23 protein-coding genes and 1 tRNA gene are annotated in these 19,810 nt (G+C 60.1%); 7 read left to right on the forward strand and 17 right to left on the reverse strand.

Translation table 11 applies throughout. From position 1 onward, the window contains the following. Window positions 1–48: 48 nt before the first annotated feature. The 4 genes from recJ to K3762_RS12450 all read left to right on the forward strand — a co-directional run bounded on the left by recJ (window position 49) and on the right by K3762_RS12450 (window position 4,623). Complete coding sequence (gene recJ, locus K3762_RS12435) at window positions 49–1,788, forward strand: single-stranded-DNA-specific exonuclease RecJ (RefSeq protein WP_132444438.1); 1,740 nt, start codon at window positions 49–51, stop codon at window positions 1,786–1,788. A gap of 117 nt (window positions 1,789–1,905) precedes the next feature. Continuing rightward, a tRNA-Glu gene (locus tag K3762_RS12440) sits at window positions 1,906–1,980 on the forward strand. 1,166 nt (window positions 1,981–3,146) lie between these two features. After that, a protein-coding gene (locus K3762_RS12445) for an IS3 family transposase (protein WP_260009627.1) occupies window positions 3,147–4,276 on the forward strand; the annotation gives its coding sequence in 2 pieces (ribosomal slippage) (window positions 3,147–3,381 and window positions 3,381–4,276; 1,131 coding nt in all). A gap of 83 nt (window positions 4,277–4,359) precedes the next feature. Further along, window positions 4,360–4,623: an ATP-binding protein gene (locus K3762_RS12450; RefSeq protein WP_276321498.1), complete on the forward strand. Its 264-nt coding sequence runs from the start codon at window positions 4,360–4,362 to the stop codon at window positions 4,621–4,623. Between the two features lie 438 nt (window positions 4,624–5,061). On the opposite strand, the gene K3762_RS12455 is transcribed toward K3762_RS12450, so the two are convergent. Then, window positions 5,062–5,235 carry a CsbD family protein gene (locus tag K3762_RS12455; RefSeq protein ID WP_132445071.1) on the reverse strand — a complete coding sequence of 58 codons (174 nt, stop codon included), beginning with the start codon at window positions 5,233–5,235 and terminating at the stop codon, window positions 5,062–5,064. Window positions 5,236–5,436: 201 nt separating this feature from the next. Between K3762_RS12455 and K3762_RS12460 the strand changes: the two genes are divergently transcribed. After that, complete coding sequence (locus tag K3762_RS12460) at window positions 5,437–5,685, forward strand: YrhK family protein (protein ID WP_120351446.1); 249 nt, start codon at window positions 5,437–5,439, stop codon at window positions 5,683–5,685. Between the two features lie 67 nt (window positions 5,686–5,752). Here the strand turns inward: K3762_RS12460 and K3762_RS12465 are convergent, their stop codons facing one another. The 11 genes from K3762_RS12465 to K3762_RS12515 form a co-directional block, all read right to left on the reverse strand. Next, a complete protein-coding gene (locus K3762_RS12465) occupies window positions 5,753–6,811 on the reverse strand; it encodes an endonuclease/exonuclease/phosphatase family protein (protein ID WP_132445073.1) in 1,059 nt (352 codons plus the stop codon). A 348-nt stretch (window positions 6,812–7,159) separates the two neighbouring features. After that, on the reverse strand, window positions 7,160–7,675 hold the full coding sequence (locus tag K3762_RS12470; RefSeq protein WP_132445075.1) for a TlpA disulfide reductase family protein: 516 nt from the start codon (window positions 7,673–7,675) through the stop codon (window positions 7,160–7,162). After that, window positions 7,672–8,250 carry a DsbE family thiol:disulfide interchange protein gene (locus tag K3762_RS12475; RefSeq protein ID WP_132445077.1) on the reverse strand — a complete coding sequence of 193 codons (579 nt, stop codon included), beginning with the start codon at window positions 8,248–8,250 and terminating at the stop codon, window positions 7,672–7,674. Before K3762_RS12475 ends, K3762_RS12470 begins: the two co-directional genes overlap by 4 nt. Beyond that, window positions 8,247–8,723, reverse strand: a complete 477-nt coding sequence (locus tag K3762_RS12480; RefSeq protein WP_132445079.1) for a cytochrome c — start codon at window positions 8,721–8,723, stop codon at window positions 8,247–8,249. The genes K3762_RS12475 and K3762_RS12480 overlap by 4 nt, the downstream gene beginning before the upstream one ends. Continuing rightward, window positions 8,720–8,863: a hypothetical protein gene (locus K3762_RS12485; RefSeq protein WP_260009635.1), complete on the reverse strand. Its 144-nt coding sequence runs from the start codon at window positions 8,861–8,863 to the stop codon at window positions 8,720–8,722. Before K3762_RS12485 ends, K3762_RS12480 begins: the two co-directional genes overlap by 4 nt. Before the next feature lie 10 nt (window positions 8,864–8,873). Beyond that, window positions 8,874–9,368 carry a DUF411 domain-containing protein gene (locus K3762_RS12490; protein ID WP_132445081.1) on the reverse strand — a complete coding sequence of 165 codons (495 nt, stop codon included), beginning with the start codon at window positions 9,366–9,368 and terminating at the stop codon, window positions 8,874–8,876. Beyond that, window positions 9,365–10,312 carry an exo-alpha-sialidase gene (locus K3762_RS12495; RefSeq protein ID WP_240791606.1) on the reverse strand — a complete coding sequence of 316 codons (948 nt, stop codon included), beginning with the start codon at window positions 10,310–10,312 and terminating at the stop codon, window positions 9,365–9,367. Before K3762_RS12495 ends, K3762_RS12490 begins: the two co-directional genes overlap by 4 nt. Window positions 10,313–10,871: 559 nt before the next feature. Continuing rightward, the gene (locus K3762_RS12500) at window positions 10,872–11,843 is read right to left on the reverse strand and encodes a cation diffusion facilitator family transporter (protein WP_260009640.1); all 972 of its coding nucleotides are present in this window, start codon (window positions 11,841–11,843) and stop codon (window positions 10,872–10,874) included. Window positions 11,844–11,882: 39 nt separating this feature from the next. Then, complete coding sequence (locus K3762_RS12505; protein WP_260009642.1) at window positions 11,883–12,350, reverse strand: DUF411 domain-containing protein; 468 nt, start codon at window positions 12,348–12,350, stop codon at window positions 11,883–11,885. Between the two features lie 259 nt (window positions 12,351–12,609). Continuing rightward, window positions 12,610–13,068 carry a helix-turn-helix transcriptional regulator gene (locus tag K3762_RS12510; RefSeq protein ID WP_260012812.1) on the reverse strand — a complete coding sequence of 153 codons (459 nt, stop codon included), beginning with the start codon at window positions 13,066–13,068 and terminating at the stop codon, window positions 12,610–12,612. Beyond that, window positions 13,052–13,291 (reverse strand): metal-sensitive transcriptional regulator, encoded by a 240-nt coding sequence (locus tag K3762_RS12515; protein WP_162931852.1) that lies wholly within the window; start codon window positions 13,289–13,291, stop codon window positions 13,052–13,054. The genes K3762_RS12510 and K3762_RS12515 overlap by 17 nt, the downstream gene beginning before the upstream one ends. Before the next feature lie 114 nt (window positions 13,292–13,405). Between K3762_RS12515 and K3762_RS12520 the strand changes: the two genes are divergently transcribed. Next, window positions 13,406–13,924, forward strand: coding sequence for a DUF305 domain-containing protein (locus K3762_RS12520; protein ID WP_120351457.1), 519 nt, complete (start codon window positions 13,406–13,408; stop codon window positions 13,922–13,924). 16 nt (window positions 13,925–13,940) lie between these two features. Next, window positions 13,941–14,729, forward strand: a complete 789-nt coding sequence (locus tag K3762_RS12525) for a MauE/DoxX family redox-associated membrane protein (protein WP_120351458.1) — start codon at window positions 13,941–13,943, stop codon at window positions 14,727–14,729. Between the two features lie 880 nt (window positions 14,730–15,609). On the opposite strand, the gene gspD is transcribed toward K3762_RS12525, so the two are convergent. From gspD to gspG, 5 genes are read right to left on the reverse strand one after another with little or no spacing between them, the layout of a single operon-like run. Beyond that, entirely contained in the window at window positions 15,610–17,559 is a 1,950-nt protein-coding gene (gene gspD / locus K3762_RS12530; protein WP_254693919.1) for a type II secretion system secretin GspD, read from the reverse strand. Continuing rightward, window positions 17,556–18,431, reverse strand: a complete 876-nt coding sequence (locus K3762_RS12535) for a type II secretion system protein N (RefSeq protein WP_260009648.1) — start codon at window positions 18,429–18,431, stop codon at window positions 17,556–17,558. The genes gspD and K3762_RS12535 overlap by 4 nt, the downstream gene beginning before the upstream one ends. After that, window positions 18,428–18,790 (reverse strand): type II secretion system minor pseudopilin GspI, encoded by a 363-nt coding sequence (gene gspI, locus K3762_RS12540; RefSeq protein WP_120351460.1) that lies wholly within the window; start codon window positions 18,788–18,790, stop codon window positions 18,428–18,430. The genes K3762_RS12535 and gspI overlap by 4 nt, the downstream gene beginning before the upstream one ends. Beyond that, window positions 18,787–19,293 carry a prepilin-type N-terminal cleavage/methylation domain-containing protein gene (locus K3762_RS12545; RefSeq protein ID WP_132445089.1) on the reverse strand — a complete coding sequence of 169 codons (507 nt, stop codon included), beginning with the start codon at window positions 19,291–19,293 and terminating at the stop codon, window positions 18,787–18,789. Before K3762_RS12545 ends, gspI begins: the two co-directional genes overlap by 4 nt. Then, window positions 19,290–19,787: a type II secretion system major pseudopilin GspG gene (gspG, locus tag K3762_RS12550; RefSeq protein WP_132445091.1), complete on the reverse strand. Its 498-nt coding sequence runs from the start codon at window positions 19,785–19,787 to the stop codon at window positions 19,290–19,292. Before gspG ends, K3762_RS12545 begins: the two co-directional genes overlap by 4 nt. Window positions 19,788–19,810: the final 23 nt, after the last annotated feature.

Consider the following 19,810-nt stretch of genomic DNA (forward strand, 5'->3'; position numbering starts at 1 on the left):
CAGACTGGCCCTCCCCACCCCCTTCCATAACGGCCAGATGAGGTCCGCATGAGCTTTCTCGGTGTCGAAACATCTTTGACCGGGCGGCGCTGGATCGGCCCTGACGTGGAACTGACCCGCGCGGCGGAACTGCTGGTGCAGCGCGCGGGCCTGCCCGACCCAGTGTGCCAAGTGCTGGCCCGGCGCGGCGTGGTCGACACCGAGGCGGCGGGCTTTCTCGCCCCCGCCCTGCGCGACCTGCTGCCCGACCCACGCAGCTTGCGCGATATGGAGGCAGCCGCAACGCGGTTTCTCTCGGCCCTCCAAAAACGTGAACGCATCGCGATTTTCGCTGACTACGACGTGGATGGCGGCTCTTCCGCTGCGCTGTTGCTCGTCTGGCTGCGCGACATGGGCCACCGCGCGACGCTCTATATCCCTGACCGTATCGACGAAGGCTATGGCCCCAATGACGAGGCCATGTCGGCACTCGCCGCCGACCATGACCTGATCGTTTGCGTCGACTGCGGCACGCTGTCTCATGGCCCCATCGCCGCTGCCAAGGGCGCGGATGTCATCGTGCTCGATCACCACTTGGGCGGAGAGACGCTGCCGGATGCGCTCGCTGTGGTGAACCCCAACCGGCAAGACGAAGACGGCACGCTGGCGCATCTCTGTGCCGCTGCGGTGGTGTTCCTGATGCTCGTCGAAGCAGGCCGCCAGCTGCGTGAGACGGGCCTTAAGGGGCCGGACCTCATGGGGATGCTAGACCTCGTGGGATTGGCCACCGTGGCCGATGTGGCCCCGCTGATCGGCGTCAACCGCGCCTTTGTGCGTCAGGGTCTGAAGGTCATGGCCCGCCGCGCGCGCCCCGGTCTGGCCGCCCTTGCCGATGTGGCGCGGATGGACACGGCCCCCACGGCCTATCACCTCGGTTTTCTGCTTGGCCCCCGCATCAACGCGGGCGGGCGCATCGGGCAGGCCGACCTTGGCGCGCGGCTTTTGGCCACCGCCGACCCGCATGAGGCCGCGGCCTTGGCCGAGCGACTGGACCAGCTCAACACCGACCGCCGCGAGGTCGAAGCCGCCGTGCGCGCCAGCGCCATGGCACAGGCCGAAGAGCGCGGCTTTGACGGGCCGCTGGCATGGGCCGCTGGCCCCGGCTGGCACCCCGGCGTGGTGGGGATCGTCGCCTCGCGCCTCAAAGAAGCCGCCAACCGCCCCTCCATCGTCATCGGCGTCGAAGACGGCATCGGCAAAGGCTCAGGCCGCTCGATCAGTGGCATCGACCTTGGCGCGCCGATCCAGCGCCTTGCTGCCGAAGGGCTGCTGATCAAGGGCGGCGGCCACAAGATGGCGGCGGGTCTGACGGTGGCCGAAGACAAGATCGACGCGGCAATGGAACGGCTTGGCGAATTGCTCACCAAACAGGGCGCGCATCTGGCTGGCCCCGCTGATCTGAACCTCTGCGGCATGATGATGCCCGGCGCGGCCACGGTAGAACTGGCCGAGATGGTCGACCAGGCCGGCCCCTTCGGCGCGGGCGCCCCTGCCCCGCGCTATGCCTTCGCCGATATGCAAATCCGCTTTGCCAAACGCGTAGGCGAGAACCACCTCAAGGTTAGCTTTGGCGACGGTCTGGGCGCGAACCTCGAAGCGATTGCGTTCGGCGCCTACGACGGCCCCCTCGGCCCCGCGCTTGAAAACCACGGCGGCGCGCGCTTCCACCTTGCCGGGCGTCTCGACATCAATAATTTCCGCGGTCGGCGCACAGTTCAACTGCGTTTGGAGGACGCCGCGCGGGCCTGAAAACTTTTTCTAGAAAAAGTTCATTTTTCTGCTTGCAGCCCCCCGCCGGATTACTTAAACGTCCGCTCACAGACAGAGCAGCAACACACGAAACGCTGCACTGACCTGACAAAGAGTGGCCCGTTCGTCTATCGGTTAGGACGCCAGGTTTTCAACCTGGAAAGAGGGGTTCGATTCCCCTACGGGCTGCCACTTATCCTCAAATTTATTTGTTTTGTTGACCTTGAGTTCCGAATGTGGACCACAGTCTGGTTCCCGTGGTCCACTCTTCATTTCGGCAATGCGCTTCGATGCCGCTGTTGCCGCGCCACGACGGTGAAACTTTTTGGTGTAGACGCTGGCAGTCTTCGCCTCGTTCCAGCCGAACGCAGCCATAAGTTCGTACTCCGTGGCACCGCGTTCCGCCATAAGTTCGGCAATACCTTTGCGGATACCATGCTGTGACCGCGTGGCGCGTCGCTTGACGGTTTTCTGTTTGCCCTTGAGCTCATAAATTAAGTTGCCGTCAGCATCTTTCGCTTCGACGCAAAGGCCGGCCTCTATGATCCATTCCCGCACACGGTTGCCGAGCGCACCGGGCGATGCGAAGGGTTTGCCGTGCCGGGTTGCCAAGAAGACGTCGCGATCCTCGTGCAGCTCAAGTTCCGTGGCGAGCATTTCACCAAGCGGTATAGATACGAACGCCGAGCCACGCTTAGTGGGCTGCCATTCAAGGTAGCGTTCACCGTCGTACTGCACCAAATTCTTTGAGCCGAGCAGATGCATATCTCCAATACGGCCGTGGCTGTCGTACGCGAGACAAAACCACAATCTCGCCATGGTGCCAGGACCGTGGGTTGCCAGAAATTTCTCAACATCTTCAGCCCGCCACGGTTTGGCGCCGCCACCTTCGAGATGCACCCTTTCCACTTCGAATACAGGGCTGCTCTTGGGGAAGCCACGTTTTGCCCCCCACCTATATGCGGCACGTAAAGCCTTTATGCAGGTGTCCGCAGCTGCTGTGCGAATGCCAAACGCGTCCTGAATATGAGCAAAGGCTTCTTCTGGGAGATCGCAATTGAGCGAGCCCATACGATCTCCGTCCGGATCAAGTGTCTCGCATGCCTGCTTCAATCCGGTTCGGCGGCTTTGGTGAGTTTTGGAGGACATAGTTCCAGCGGCCACCTGCCTTTCCAGCCATTCAAGGTGCTTCTTGCACAACTCGTCAAGCGTACCTTTTTTGGACTGCTCCGCTCTTTCTACAATGGGCTTTTGCCCGGCACGCGCAGCATGATAATGCTCGTGAAAGCCAGGTTTGGACCTGTCGCGTATTTGTGCCGCTCCTTTGATAGCATTTACTGCAACAAAGGAGACTGACTATGGGATTGAAACGGACGGACGAATTTCGCCAAGATGCGGTGCGGATCGCGCTGACCAGCGGGCTAACGCGTAAGCAGGTGGCGGATGATCTCGGCGTCGGTATGTCGACGCTTAACAAATGGATCACCGCGCACAGAGACACAGACGTGGTGTCGAAAGAAGATTTGAGCCTTGCTCAAGAGAATGACCGGCTTCGGCGTGAGAACCGCATTCTCAAGGAGGAGCGGGACATCCTAAAAAAAGCAACGCAGTTCTTCGCGAGCCAAAAGCCGTGAGGTTTAGGTTCGTGGAAGAACACCGGGATGCGTTTCCGGCAGCGCGCCTGTGTCAGGTTATGGATGTCAGCATGCGCGGTTTGCGGGCTTTCCGCAGTGGGCCAGCCAGCCGCAGACAGCGGTCTGATCTGGTGACGCTGGCACATATCAAAGAACAGTCCCGTCTCAGCCTGGGCAGCTACGGCAGGCCGCGGATAACGGAAGAGCTTAAGGAGATCGGCTTGGATGTCGGGCACCGCCGTGTTGGCAGATTGATGCGTCAGAACGGCGTATCTGTTGTGAGAACACGCAAACATAAGGTGACGACCGACAGCGATCACAAGTTCAACATTGCGCCCAACCTATTGGATCGGAACTTCACGGCGGATCAACCAAACCAGAAATGGGCCGGTGACATCAGCTATGTCTGGACGCGCGAGGGCTGGTTGTATCTGGCCGTGATCTTGGATCTGCATTCCCGACGCGTCATCGGCTGGGCTGTGAGTAACCGCATGAAGCGTGACCTCGCGATCCGGGCGTTGAAGATGGCCATCGCGTTCCGGCAACCACCCAAAGGCTGCATTCATCACACGGATCGTGGGTCGCAATATTGTTCACACGACTACCAGAAACTCCTGCGCCAGCACGGGTTCAAGGTATCGATGAGCGGCAAGGGCAATTGCTATGACAACGCGGCGGTCGAGACGTTCTTCAAGACCATCAAAGCAGAGCTGATCTGGCGGCATCCTTGGGAGACAAGGCGCAAGGCTGAGATGGCGATCTTTGAATACATAAACGGGTTCTACAATCCGCGCCGCCGCCACTCAGCATTGGGTTGGAAAAGCCCTGTCGCTTTCGAGCGAAAGGTGGCTTAAACTAGCACTCGGAGCGGCACAAATACGCGACAGGTCCAAACTTGTTCTTCCAGCTCGTCAACGCTCGCTACGAAAAGGGCGCCATGATCCTCACTTCGAACCGCAGGTTCGCGGAATGGGGCGAAATCGTCGGCGATCCAGTCGTCGCGACCACACTGGTCGACCAACTCCTGCATCACGCTGTCGTTATCAAGATCGAGGGCGCCAGCTACCGTCTGCGTGGCCATGCCGACCTTATCCCCGAGCGTGTCCGAGCCAACGCTCCAATCGCTCCGCCACCGCCGCCAAAGCGCCGCGGACGGCCGCCAATAGTAAGGAATGGAGCCGCTGATCACTGTGCCGGCTGATCACCGGAATCAAGCAAGTGGGGAATTTTACTTCGGCACTTTTGGGGAAAGTTCAAACGGCGTTGACACAAGGTTCGCATACCAGCCCAGAGCGATCATAAATGCGGGCTTTTCACTCACCGTTGGAAGCCTTGTATCAACCATTGCGGTCGTTCCTCGCTTTACTATTAAATGCAGCCATCAGGCGCAGTTTCACCTCAACGTCGCGGGTCAGGGCACATAGCAATGCCTTCAGATTTCGGCCCATTCGAGCACTCCCATCAGGTCCCAAAGGGCAGGCTTTCATAAGGGGTAAGTCGCATCCATCGTGCGGGCAGAACAGACCGTTGATGGGACACAGACCTTAGGTGATCATTGAGAGCCCTGGATATTGGACGTGGAGCCTCGACAGGGTGGAACGCCACCACTGGAAAGGAAGGTGGTGGCGAACCAATTGGATCAGTCAGACAGTTTCTCTTTGGCGTCCCCGACGCCTTTCTGGACCTTGCCCTCGGCCTGATCGGCCTGGCCTTCGTTCTTTAGGTCGTCCTTGTTAGCAGCGTCGCCGACTTCCTCTTTAACCTTCCCGCCGATATCCTTCACTTTACCTTTGGCTTGATCTTCGTTTGCCATTTCTCTCTCCTTTGCATTTAGTTGGTATCGAACCACGGGGATGAGAGACCCGGAAGTGCCCCCGGCAGTGGCCCTAAATGGTTTGTTTTTCAGCGGAGAAGCACCGGCAACTAAGCGGCCAGCGGCAGAGTAAGAAGCTGGACCCAAAGCTCACTCCTCGCGTTGGTCCTGTCAAATGGTAACATAGTCAGGAGATGCAACATGAGTAACGCAATACGCACTTTGGTGCAGGACTACGGTTGGATTCACACCGGCATTGGGCTTGCAGGAAATACGTTGTTCTTCCTCGGGAGTATTGCATTTCTCCCGACCTTTAAGAGATGGGAGGAAGTTGGGATGGAATGGCAAACAGTGGGCGTATGGATCTTCATTGTGGGGTCATTTCTCATGCTGATCGGCACGCTCGGCAATCTACTGGTCAAAATTTATGAGGCACGGGAGCAAGAGTAATACACCTTTGCCCGTAGCGCGTTCTACGCCACTGGCGGCGGACCTTGCTTTGCCTTGCTTGAACACTTCACCGCTGGTCTGGTGCGGATCTTATGGCAAGGTCGATATCCTGCTCGGCCTCTGCGATATCATCTTTGCGCAGTTGGGGCGGTTCCGAATCCGTGGCCGTGTTACACATTTCCACCTTGATCGGATAATGATCCGAACCCCATTCCGGCAACACTTCAAAGTTGGCGACAGCCAATTCCGGTTGATGCAGGATTTGATCGAGTGGCCACGACATCCACCAAGAATGCGCGTCGTAAGTGGGCTTATAGCCAAATTTCTCTCTCGGATCTATGAAGCCGCCAACGCGCTGGAGCCGCTCAATGGAGGTTTCCCATGGGACTGCGTTCAAGTCACCTGCAACGAGCACCGGAAGGTCGCTGCCGCGGGACTTCAGTGCCGCCCACATCAGCTGAGCGTCCCTCCCCGTAGAGGATTGCCCCGGGTGCGGCGGGCGGGGATGTAGCCCCATGAACTGAACGCTGTCTCCAGACGGCATCTCGACATTCGTAAGGATAGCAGGGGCGTCCTGTTCGACTGGAAAAATGACCTCAGTTTCGCTTATTGGCAGGCGTGAGAAGAGGTGCATGCCGAAGAACCCACCGGTGATGCGCTGAGCCTTATGCGGCATTTGGCTATCCAAAGCCGCGAGTTCCGCATCCCACCACTCATCGGTCTCTAAAGCGAGGAATAGATCGGGGCTGTGCTCTTCGACAAGCCGGATCAGCCCATCTGCGCTCCTATTACCTTTTTTTACGTTGGCGACCATTACTACGAACTTCTGGTCGGCTTCGCAGGCAAATTGAGGGGTGTTGCTCTGGGGCACGTAGGGGAAAAGCTTCAAGGTGTTGTAGCCGATCGCCAGCGCGACAAGCGCAACCAGAACCATCCGAAGCTTGCGGCTAACTGTTCGAGAAATCGCGATCAGGGCAAGAACTGCTATGAGCGCAATTAGATACTGTAGCCGGGGGAAATCCGTCATCCGCACCCACCAAAGGTTGGTTTCGATCAACGCGCCGAAGCTAAGCAGAAAAAGAGCCAGCGTGGCCAAAGTGAGCAGCGTTGATACGACGTATTTCATGTGTTCTCCCCCGTTAGTTACCCAAAGAACACCGCAAGGGCCGGCAGAGTTTCATCTTTCCTAAGTTGTTCGCAAGGCCACCTCTCGGCAGTGGGGGCTGCGTAGTCCAGAAACCGCACAGAGCAATTGCCGGCGCACTGCGCGGCGAAGGTCCAAAAACAGCCTTTCGTAAAGTCGGACGCGAACTGACTCTACAGACGCTCGCGGCGGAGTCCTGCGGTTCACCGGATAGCAGGGACAGCGTGTCAGGCGCACCCGCGCCGGTCAGCATGAGGGTTTGACGCCAAAAGGACATGGAGATTGCGGATGAGGACCGGTTTGCTTTTGAACGTTGGGTCACTGTTGGGTTCACCCTTTTGCAATGACGCTTTGGATTTGGGAAATGGCCGCCGGGCTGTCCCAAGCGGCGGGGCCGACCTTGCGAGCGACCTCGTGGCCTTGGGGGTTGACCAGCAGTGTCGTGGGCAGGCCGACAACGCCGAAAGCCATCATCGCCCGTAACTGGTCCGCCAGATAAAGATCGAGATGCGTGATGCCGATCTCGGCATAGAAATCGCGCACAATGTCGAACCCGCCCTTGTCGATTGAGAGTGCGAGAACGTGAAACTCCGCCCCACCCAATCGCGCCTGAAGCCGATCAAGGGTGGGCATTTCATGACGGCAGGGAGGGCACCACGTCGCCCAGATATTGAGCAACACCGTCCGGCCACTAAAGTCCGCCAAAGTCAGGCTCCGCCCTGCCCCATCCGTGATGGGCGGCGACAGCATTGGCAGGGGCTTTTGATGTTCCGCCATCACGGTGCGCGCCGCGACTGGCGAAGCCCCAAGCGCCAATGCGCCGCTCAGAAACCCACGCCGCTTCATGCGTTCTGCTCCTGTTGCAAACGCCGCACCACGGGAAGGATATCTTCCTCCAGCGAACGTCGATTGAACGGGCCGACATGTTTGTAAGCGAAGCGCCCTTCGGCATCGATAACAAAGGTTTCCGGCACGCCATAGACGCCCCAGTCGATCGCAGTTCGGCCCGAGTTGTCGGCACCGATCCGGTCATAAGGATCGCCAAGTTCCGCACGGAACCTGCGGGCGGCGGCGGGCTTGTCTTTGAGGTTGATGCCGTGGATCGGCACGCTGTCGGTTTGGGCCAGTTCCACCAGCAGTGGCATCTCAACCCGACAAGGCACGCACCAAGAAGCCCAGACATTCACGAGAGACACTTCACCACGCAGATCAGCCGTCGTGAGCCCTTTCCTGCGCCCTTCGATGGGCGGCAGCTCAAACTCAGGAATGTCCCGGCCGATCATCGTGCTGGGCAGGCTATCGTTGTTGTTGAACAGCCCCCAGAGAAACGCCGCCGCGATGGCCCCAAAGACCATCGCAGGCAGGGCCGCGATGAACAGCGACCACCGAGGCTTGCGGACAGACCGGCTGTCCTTGCTCATGTCCCGCCCTCATCCTTGGCGGTGACCTCGGCCTGAAAGCCGCGCTCCCGCTCGGGCCACGTGTTTTTGATATAGCCGAGGATGGCCGTGATCTCTGCATCGCTCAGGATCCCGTCGAACACCGGCATGTCACTCTCATAGCCGGGCACGACCGAAGCCAACCCGTTCTTGGTAATGTCGAAAAGCTGCTGATCGGCATGATGCCACGTATGGCCCGTCTCATCATGCGGCGGCGCGGGCATACGGCCATCGTCGAGCCGCCTGCGCCAGTCCGGCTGGCCTTCGAGATCGGCACCGTGACAGGACGCGCAGCTTTCGGCATAAAGCCCCGCGCCACGCTCGATCATCTCTGCGTCCACCGGCACACCAAGCACGGCGAGCACCGGGGGGCTGTCCTCCTTCCCCCCGGCCCAGACAGCGACCGCCGCCGCGCCCGCGATGCCGATCATGGCTGTCAGACCCAACCGGTTCATGCGGGCCGCCGTAGGTATTTGACCAAGGCCAGCACGCCCAGCACCAGCACCGCCAGCACCAAGAGGAAGAGCACGCCACAGGCGATCATCATTCCGACCGACATCGGCCCATTCATCATAGTTCCGTTCATCATATTCATCAATCCAACCTCATTCATTTGAATACACGGCCACGCCGTCCTCACCGAAAGCATAGGTTTTGAGTGTGCCGCTCTTGCCTGCCATGCCAGGCGCGTTTTGCGGCATGCCGGGGAGTGTGATGCCGGTGACATCGGGGCGCTCGGAAGTCAGGCGCTGGATAATTTCAACAGGCACCAGACCGCTAACGTAGTAGCCATCGACCTCGGCAAGGTGGCACCCCAGCCCTTGCTCCGGCACGCCAACCTCAACCGAGCGTTTGTCGAAATCCCGATCGTCGATGCGGGTCACGTGATAGCCGTTCTCTTCGGCATAGTCGGCATAGGCGTCGCAGCAGCCGCAGGACGGGTCGCGCCAGATGGTCATTTGGCGGTCCGCCGGGACGGTGCTTGCTGCGGTGTCGGCGGGCGCTGTTTTGTCGCTTTCGGCCATGCCGAAGGTGGCAAAACCGATGATACCGGCAGCGGTGAGAGCTGCGGCCGCGCCGAGGGTGAATTTGCTGTTCATGTCTGGTCTCCGTGAGGGATGTTGAGGGGGTCAAAGGTCAGCCCACCGTCGCGGCTGACCGAAAGAATGCCGTCGCGAACTGCGGCAAGGTTTTCAGGGTCGGCAGGGTCGACAGCCAGCGCTTCGATCCTTCCCGGCGCGGCACGCGTCCAATTCACGCCTGCGTCTGTCGAGGTCCAAAGGCCAGTCGCCAGCCCAGCGTAGAGCCGTTCAGGCGCTTTGGGGGAGAGCGCCAGATGGGTGATCGGCTGGTCTTCGGGCAGAGGTTTGGCAGGCGGCGGCGTTTTACCCGCAGCCAGCGCATCCATCGCATCGCCCGCGGTCACATCTTGCCAACGGCAAAAACAATCTGGCACGCGGGTCAGCCCGGCGTCGGTTCCGGCATAAAGCCAGATGCCGCCCATGCCAGTCGGATTGCCCACCGAGACGAGCGTCAACACCTCGCGTTCGGCCCCATCGAGATAAGGCCGGTCCATGACGAATTCCCAGCTTTCGCCCGCGTCTTTGCTGCGCCAAAGCCCGTCATCCGCAAGGGCGGCATAGAGCATATCCGGCTCAAGCGCGGCCTGGGTGAGCGCGGTGACGCGGGTTGCCGGCAGGCCCGCGCTGGCGTCTGCCCATGTGCGCCCCCCATCCCGGCTGCGCATAAGGCCGACAGGATCAACTGCCGCGAACAAAGTGCCCGGAGTCTCTGGATGGCTGGTGATCGCGGTGATTGATCGCTCCAACGACACATGCTGGATGTCGCTTGGGGCGGGCACGCGCCAAAGCTTGCGCTTTGAAGCCACAACAAGTGCATCGCCGTCATACTGAAGGGCGCGGATCGACTCCCCCGTTGTCGTTGCGAGGGAGACATGAGGTAGGATCAGCGTCGCCCCAACTGTGGCAAGCCCGCCGGACAGCACACGCCTGCGCGACATATCGCGCGGTGGATGAATAGACATAAAGGTCGTTCCCGAAAGTGACAGATAAGGTCGAGCGTGTCGCTGCGCAGTGGCAGCAAACGTCGCGAAACCGGGCCGTCACCCTTCGATGCGGCCGGTCAACTTAGGGAGGTGGTTCGCGGTGGGAAAGGGTCAGATCCGAGATCAATCCCGGCGAGGCCAAGATCCCCGGGCACAGGCGCGAAGAAACGCTGCACGCTCTCGGGTTGGGACTGAAGCAACTGCGACATCACAAAGACAGATGCCGTGCAATCAATGTCGCACACCACCTCACCCTGATCTTCTTGCAAGCAAGCTGTGCAGCTATCGTCCTCCTCCATCGTCGCGGATGCGGTCAAACCTGACATCTGCAAGGACATGTTCGCCGCCGCCAAATCATGCGCCAATATACCCGTCAAAAGAACGAGCGAGAGGCAGAATGTGGCAAGGCGAAGCAGCATGCGCATGGCACTGATATAGGAACCCGATGCGGTGCTGTCGATCCCCTCACCAGAAAGTGAGGCTGAGCAAGACGCCGCAGGCCCGCAGATCGGCAAGACACAGCGTATTGCGATGCGCCTCAGCGGTCGTCGTGCGACGTCCCATCGTTGTGCTCAGCATCTGTGCCAGCGCGCGTCGGGCCGCCCTCATGCCCAAACAACGCGGCATCCTGATGGGCATTTGCGGAGGTTTCAAACTCAAGGCTTGAATGGGTGATGCCAAAGTCATCCGCGAGCATTTTCTTGACCGCTTGCTTCACAGCATCAAGGTCCCTCCAATCTTGCCCCTCCAACACCACATGGCAATCAAGCGCCACCTCATGCTCTTGCATCTGCCAAAGATGAACATGGTGCACGTCCCTGACGCCAGCGACCTTGGTCATCGCCTCAACCACTGCCTCTGCATCCATGTCGGGCGGGCTGCCCAGCATCAACATACGGATCGGACCTCCGATCTCAGTGAGTGCCAGATAAAGGATATAAAGCGCGATCCCGATGGTGATCGCCGGATCAACCCAACGCAGATCGTAAAGGATGATGAGCGTACCGCCGAAAATAACCGCGACCGAGGCCAGCGCGTCTGACAGATTGTGCAGAAACAACGCTCTGATGTTCACACTGCCTTTCTGCATCGAGTAGGTCAGCAGCGCCGTCAGCGTATCGACGACAAGCGCGACCCCGCCCAGAATGACCACCGTCCAGCCCGCCACCGCAGGCGGATCAATCATCCGCATCCCGCCTTCGTAGATCAGATAGATCCCGACAAGAATGAGCGTGGTGTAGTTAATCAGGGCGGCAACGATTTCGATCCGGCCATAGCCAAAGGTCATCCGCGCATCTGCCGGACGTCGTGCGATCTTGCGGGCGACAAAGGCAATGACCAATGAAGCCATGTCCGAAAAATTGTGCAGCGCGTCGGCGATAAGGGCGAGCGACCCCGCAAAGACACCGCCTACGATCTGCGCCACCGTCAGAAGGGCATTTGCCCAGATGGCCAGTGATACTCTGCGGTCCCCGCTTTCGGGGTCAATATGGGCGTGATCATGTGCCATGCGCGCTTCCTGCTTGCTTGAGGCCATAACTGCTGCGTTTTAGGCAGCCTCGTAGTGTGTGAAGACTTCGCTGCTGCCGTCACGGCCAATCAGATAGACATCATAGGCATCACGCTCACTCTCCGGTCCCATCCCCGGCGAGCCATAGGGCATCCCCGGCACGGCGAGGCCGATGGCATCCGGGCGCTCGGCCAGCAGTTTGCGGATATCGGCGGGCGAGACGTGACCTTCGATCATATAGCCCTCGATCTTTCCGGTGTGGCAGGAGGCCATATTTTGCGGGATGCCGTTGTCTTGCTTGTATTTGATCAAGAGCGTCCCCAAGCTGCGTTCCGTCGTCACAGCAAAACCCTCGTTTTCCAGAATCTCGATCCACGCCGAACAGCAGCCGCAGTTGGGATCTTTCATCACATGGATGGCGGGCTTTGCTTCGGCCCATGCGGCGAAGGGTGCGGCGGCGGCAAAGCTTGCGGAACAGGCCAGCAGGCTACGTCGTGTGAGGGTCATGTGAAATCCTTCCAAAGGTTCAGGCTGTCTTTTCATCTGATGCATGGGTTGTAGGGCGGCGGCGAGGTTCGGCCAACCGCTCAGCGGTAGTCGGCCGGAAAAACAGCAGCCGCAGGCCGTTCAGCGCCCCCGACACGGTTGCCCTGGTATCCGCCAAGATCGCGTTCCAATACGCGGACTTATCAATATCTTTTCCCTGGCAATTCGATCAGGCTTGTATGAGGGCCATTTTTTCGGGCGGTTATGCGAAAGCTGGTGCTCATGCGGCGGCAGCCATATCCGAACCCTTCATAGCCACAGTTTGCAGGGCCTCTGCGGGCATCAATGCGTCATCCATCAAATCCTCAATGAGCGTGCTCAGCAACTGCGTGCGTCCGGTGACCGAAGCCTTGCGATAGATCGCGTTTGTCTGCGCCTTGATTGTCCCTTCTGAGGTGCCGCGCAGGTCCGCAATGTCGCGGGTGCTTAGTCCTTTGACCAAAAAGACCGCGACGTCCCGCTCTGCGGGGGTCAGCCCCCAATCCGTGAAATGCTGCGTCATCACCAGCGAGAACTCCGAGGTGCATCTGCGCATCTTCTCTTCGGCCAGCCGCGCACGTTGCAGACTGGTCCTGAGGGCGATCCAGCCAAGGGCCACGCCGAGGTTCAGGCCGATGACCAAGATCGTTTGCTGATATTCGTGGCTTTGCCAAATCAGAAAATCAGGCTCCAGTCCCATGGCGTCCAGCAGGAAGCAGATGGAGAAAAAGATCGCCAACGCAATGCTGGGCGTGGTTCTCCAGCACAAGCTTTTCGACGCCCAAAACGGCGGATCGGATGGCCGCAGTCTGTGCTAAGATGTCCATACAGTAGCGGTTGGCCTCAACCATTTTCGCGATGCCGCGCACTTGTCCTTCGAGCCGTGATAGGCGGTCCAGCGTCTTTTCCTTGTTAGCCTTCATGAGGCGTCGCTCCATTTGAGATTTGTCGCCAATCGGAAAATTTACCCCATATGGGTATAAAACGAAGGCACACATTGGCAATTTGGGAGGACAACACAATGGATTCTAAGAACAATGGATTCTAAGAATAAGCACGACGATAGCACAGGCAGCGGCTATGGTCTGTTCTTCGCGATGATCGGCACTTCGACGATCGTGATGTACGGTCTGATGTATCTTAACACCTATGCGCTTGATCATGTATTCTACTCACAAACGCGGATGTGGATGGCCCTTTATATGGGCGGGGTAATGGCAATCATCATGCTCGCCTTCATGCTCGGCATGTATTCCAATCGAAAGACGAATTTTGCGATCTTCACTGGGGCTGCCATCGCCTTTGCGGCTGGCGTCTACTTGGTCCGGTCGCAAGATACGGTAGGCGACACCGCGTGGATGAAAGCCATGATCCCGCACCATTCAATCGCGATCCTGACCAGCGAACGCGCAAACCTGTCCGATCCGCGCGTGCGCGAGTTGGCCGACGCGATCATCAAGGCACAGCGCAGCGAGATCGAAGAGATGAAGCTTTATATCGAAGACATCGAAGCCAACGGGGATGCAGCGCCTGGCACGCCCCGCACCAAACCCTAAGATAAAGGAGCATATCATGCCCAGAGACACCCGCGATGTGGCCGACGTAACATCTAACCCAGCCGCATCCGCGACAGGGAAAACCGCCGTGCTCTACCGCATGGCCCTGCCAAACCACCTGTGCCCGTCAGGGCAGAAGGCGCGATGGCTCTTGGAGCGCAAAGGCTACGAGGTCGATGACCGCCTGTTCCGCGCGCGGTCCGAAGTCGACGCGTTCAAGGCGCAATACGATGTTCCCACAACGCCACAAGTTTGGATCGAAGGGAGACGCATCGGGGGCTATGACGCCCTGCGCCAGGAACTTACCGACTATGCCCCTGCGGCGACCACCTACAAACCGGTGATCTATCTCTTTGCCGTAGCTGCGGCGACTGCACTTGCTCTGTCCATCGGCTTTCTCGGCGCGATCACGTGGCAGACGCTCGGTTGGTTCATTTCGGTCTCGATGATCCTACTGGGGATGCAGAAGCTGCGTGATATTGAAAGCTTTACGACGATGTTCCTCAACTACGACCTGCTGGCACGCAAATGGGTGCCATATGCCTACGTTTATCCATGGGTTGAAACCGGGGCGGGCGTCTTGATGACCGGGATGTTGCTAACCTCAATTGCCGCCCCAGCCGCACTCTTCATAGCCACGGTTGGCGCAGTAAGCGTGTTCAAGGCCGTCTACATCGACAAGCGCGAGTTAAAATGCGCCTGCGTTGGCGGCAATTCGAACGTGCCTCTCGGATTTGTGAGCCTGTCCGAAAATCTGATGATGATGGGCATGGCCACCGTGATGTTGGCCAAGATGTTTACCTGAAGATCGGGCGCAGCATCTTGCGCTTAGCACGAGTTCGCAGGGCGGAAATGGTCAACTGAAGCAAACGTGCATGGCACAAGTGCTTGTCTCAGCTTTGTTCGCATAGCTGCCGTTCGCGTGTTTTGCGGCGAACGGCGGCTCTCCGCCCTTATCACCGGAGTCTTCGCAGTCGCAGCGGAAACCGAGCTCCTGAAACCTGAAAACCATCTTCGAGCTGACGTTCAGCCGTGGTCCACCTCGAATTTAACCCATTGTTTTCCATCACCCAGATTCTAAGTGCCCGTGGTCCACCCTATCCCTTATTTTCTTGGTCTGAACCGGGTTTATGGGAGCCCCCTACGGGCTGCCACTTATCTTCTACGAATTAATGCTTCAATGACCGCTCCGGGCACTGGTTGTCCGACGAGGTTCTGGCTGCGGGTCACTCCGCGATAGACGGGCCTTCTCGAGCCAGTCCAAGCATGACTCGGCAAGCCCCTCACAATCAAGCTCCTGAACATATTGAGCGGACGCCTATAGTCGGAGGGAAACAGGTGGACAGCGATCTCGCACAGGTTGGCACCAGATTGGACCAAGAATTTTTTTTGGGGGGGCGCGCTTTGCGAACGCCATGTTGCAACAGAAAGCTCAGTTCGATTTGCGCTTCCCGGCTTTCCCCAATAACTTTCAAAGCACATGTCAAACCGCGCTGCACGCCCCATAGATGGGCTACAGAGCTTACTGACGGCAAGAGTAGCATCATGCTAATCCCCCACGCCAGTTCTTCGGGGAGAGGCGGCTATGCAGCACCTATCGGCTCTAAGCGCCAATCCTACGGATCAATCAACGCAACGTCATCGTTCCATAACCCGACCGTAGACGTCACCCGCGTGACCCCACCTCAATACAGCCCCTGAATTTCCAGTGGCAGTTGCTTCACCTGCTGCTGTTTCAGCACGGTCTTCGGCTGGGGCGTCGAGTCTGCTGATCTCAGCTTGTTGTAGCGGTTGGCCGAGGCGGCCGAGATATCTTCGCGGCTGCGCAGGATGGTGGGGCGCAGGAAGACGAAAAGCGTGCGTTGTGTGTTGCGGCCGTTGCGGGTCTTGAACAGCTCGCCGACCACCGGCAGATCACCCAGTCCCGGCACCTTGCTGCTGCCGTTGATCCGGTCGTCGGTGATCAGCCCGCCCAGCACCACGGTGCCGCGGTTGTCGGCCATGACAGTGGTGTTGATAGCCCGTCGGTTGGTCACGAGATCGGCTGCGCCCTCGACATTGGCGTTGGTGAGGCTCGAAACCTCTTGTTCGATCACCAGTTGCACCACCCCGCCCGCGGTGATCCGCGGCACCACGTTCATGGTGATGCCGACGTCACGCCGCTCAATCGTGGTGAAAGGCGTGGCGGTATTACCGTCTGTTGCAAAGCTGCCGGTGCGGAATGGCACGTTCTGGGCGACTACGATGGTCGCAGGCTCGTTGTCGAGCGTGGTGACCGAAGGCGTGGACAAGAGCCGCGCGCTGGTCGATTGCGACAGCGCCTGCACGAGGATGCCAAAATCGTTGCCCCCTGCGCCCAGTGTCAGCCCGGTCGAGAGCGCGGATCCGGCAGGCACGCCGACAGCCGACAAAACGGAGCCGAGCGAGACCCCGCCGCCATTGGAAAAATTGGTCGCAGCGATGGCACCGGTGGGAATGTTCGGACCCAAACCCAGCTGCGCGCCAAGCCGTTCGGCAACCTCGCCCGAGACCTCGACGATAGCCGCTTCGATCATCACCTGCGGGCGGCGCACGTCGAGCGCATGAACCAGTTGGCCGATCTCTTGAACCTGCGCGGCGGTGCCACGCACAATGATGGAATTGGTTGCGACCGAGGCCGTGATATTGACGGCATCCGGCGCCACAACGCGGCTCAGGGGGACAAAGGCACCCTCCGCGCCCTGCTCGGCCTCAGCCGCAGCACCGACATCGGCGGCCACGACATTGGTGATGTCGGTGGCTTCGCCCACGGTGCCCTTTATGATGTCGGCAATCACCTGAGCATCGCCGTACTGCAGGTTGAAGACCGTGGTGGCCACGGCCTCGCGTGGATCACGGCGTGGGGCCACGTCCATCGCGATGGCAAGGTTGCGGATCTCGGTGATGTCTTCGGGCGTGCCCCGCACGAGCAAAAGGTTCGAGCCGGGATCGACAGAGAGCCGTGCGCCGGTGCCTGCCGGGCCCAGCACCTCAAGAATGGCATTGCCCACGGTCGCCGCATCGGCACTGCGAAAGCGCAGCACTTCGGAGCGCACCAGCGCGTCACCGTCAAAGCTGCGGGCGATTGCCATGATCCGGTCCACATTGGCGCGGGTATCGGTGATGACCACGCCGTTGGGGTCTTCGACCGCTTCGATATAGCCCGATTCAGCCACCAGCGGGCGCAGCACTCGGACAGCCTCTGCCGAGGGTAAGCGATTGAGACGCAGCATCTCGGTCACGAAGTCCTGACTGCCTGCGTCGTCGGCCTCGCCCAGATTGGGACCGCTCGCGGTGCGGGCCTCGGCCTCAGGCACCACCTGCCAGATTGATCCGGCCTGAACGGCGACGAAGCCGCGCACCCGCAGAATCGACTGGAACAGCGACCAAACGCCTTCGGCATCCAGCGCCTCGGCAGAGACCACCGTGACCTCACCCACAAGGCCCGGGTCCAGCACCAAGGTCCGGCCGGTGATCTCGGATATCTGTTCGACCAAGAGCGAGATATCCGCATCGCGCAGATTGATGACAAAGGTCTCTTGTGCCCGCGACGGGGCGGGCAAGAGGGTCAGCAGCCCCAGCATCAGGGCGGCAAGGAGAGTGAGCGGACGGGTCACTGCAGCGGGAATGACATCACGATCGTGCGGCCATCCCTTTCCACTTCGATGCGGGCAAGGCCGGATTCGGCGATCACGTCATAAAGCGCGCGATCCTTATCCACGTTGCCGACACTCTGCCCGTTCACACTTGTCACGATGTCTCCTGCCCTCAAACCAGCGCGGTTTACACCCACGTCGTGCTTTTCTGCGATGGTATAGCCTTTTTCCCCCGGCACCAAACCAATCGTGTCGAGCACCTGAGCCGGATTGGAGATGATGCGCTTACGCCACATGTCGATATAGTCCTGCGTGGTGACAGGCTCTGCCCGGGACGCGGCATCCACCTGTTCGCTGATCGACCCGCCCTTCCCCGAAGTGATCAGCGCCATCAGCCGCTCTGCGCCGGTCGGCACGGCCTCGGCATCCGGAGTGGCCTCGGCACCTGCAAAATAGAGCACAATTTCAGCGCCATCCTTGCTGAGGGTCACGCGGTCCTGCGCGATGGCGGTGAGCGTGGTGCCCGGTGCCACCTCCTCGTCAATGCGGTAGTTGCCCTCCGATTGGTCCGAGCGCAGCAGGGCCAGCGAACGGCTGGGATCATCGCGCACGATCACGCCCAGAAGGACCAGATTGAGCGGCGCCTCGACGGCTTCGACCTCGGCCACCGCCACCTCGGCGGCACCGAAAGGCGCCAGCGCCAAGGCGGGGCCGAGATCGGTGGGGGCGGTTTGCGCTTCGACCGGCGCGCGCAGCACGGCGACGGACGGCATCACCCGGTCATGGCCCATCACCCGCCATGTCACATCCGCCCCGGCCACCGCCACGCTGCCCAGAGCGCCAAGGATCACGGCAAGCCGCAGCCATCTGCCAAGGGGTGCTATCGGGATCATGACGGCGCTCCAATATCGAGATACCCATCCAACACGTAAAGCGGCTGGTCGCTGCCCGCGATCGCGCTGCGCAGGGTCACGGCCTCGACCGCCGGGTCTTCGGTGGGACGGCGGGTTACGGTGATGTCAAAGTCGATGCCATAGATTTCCAATGCTGAGGTCGCCGCTGGCAGCCCGGCGCGCAGTTCCGACAGGCGGTATTCGGCGGCCCAGCGGGCGGCGACGCGGTCCGACAGGTCAGTGATGCGGCGGGTATGACCCTCGCTGGCCGAGAGCAAAGACACCGCCCCAAGCGCCAGCACCGCCATCGCCACCAAGGCTTCGATCAGCGTAAAGCCTGCATCCGCCTGCCGCCTCATTGCGCCACCTCCAACCGGGCGGCGTTGAGACCGTCAAAACGGATCAATTCCGAAGCGCCCGCGCCCGACAGCAACTCAAGCGTCAATGGCCCGGACACACCGGGGTCCATGTCGCGCGACAGCACCAAGCTGCCCGCCGCATCGGCGATCCGGGTGCCGCCGTCAAATAGATGCGGCGCGGCGAGGATCGGCAGGTCATGCGCCTGCCATCTGTCGCCATCATATAAATCAAAACGATAGCCTTCGGCCGCCCAGACAAACCCCAAGGGCACCCCGGTCAAGATCACCTCATCCGCCGCTCGGTTCAGCCGCGCCACCAGCAGGTCCGCCTCCTGCCCTGCCACATCGCCGCGCGGACCAGAGCCAAAACTCAGCCCCACCACTCCGGCCAGAATGCCGATCAGAGCGAGAACGACAAGCACCTCCACCAGTGTCACGCCAGCATCGGGCAGCCGGTGTCGGCCCGGCGATGTGGATGTGGATGTGGCGGAGATTTGGGTCACCTTTTAGCCTGCAACTGCCCATGTGCGATGTCTGCATTGGCGCCCTCGCCCCCCGGCGCGCCATCCGCGCCCAACGACATCAAGTCAAAGCCACCATTCTGCCCCGGCGAGGCATAGAGGTAATCATTGCCCCAAGGGTCAATCGGCACGGCGGTCAGATAGCCTCCCGCCACCCAGTTGCGCGGCTCGGGCGGGGAGGTCGGGCGCACGGCCAGCGCCTCCAACCCCTGTGTGGTCGTGGGATAGGTGCGGTTATCAAGGCGGTAAAGTTCCAGCGCCGAACTGACCGCGCGGATGTCCGATTGCGCTACCGTGGCCCGCGCCTCATCGGGGCGGCCAATGACGTTGGGCACGATGATCGCGGCCACCAGCGCGATGATCACCAGCACCACCATCATCTCGATCAGGGTCACCCCGGCCTCGGGGTTACGCGCGCCTTTGAGCGCTGGATGAGTGCGCGGGCACGCTTGGCGCAAGTTTTTCCGATGGCCCATGAAACTGTTCCCCTATCTGTCGC

Origin of the sequence: Sulfitobacter sp. W074 (genome assembly GCF_025142275.1) — a bacterium.
Classification (GTDB): domain Bacteria; phylum Pseudomonadota; class Alphaproteobacteria; order Rhodobacterales; family Rhodobacteraceae; genus Sulfitobacter; species Sulfitobacter profundi.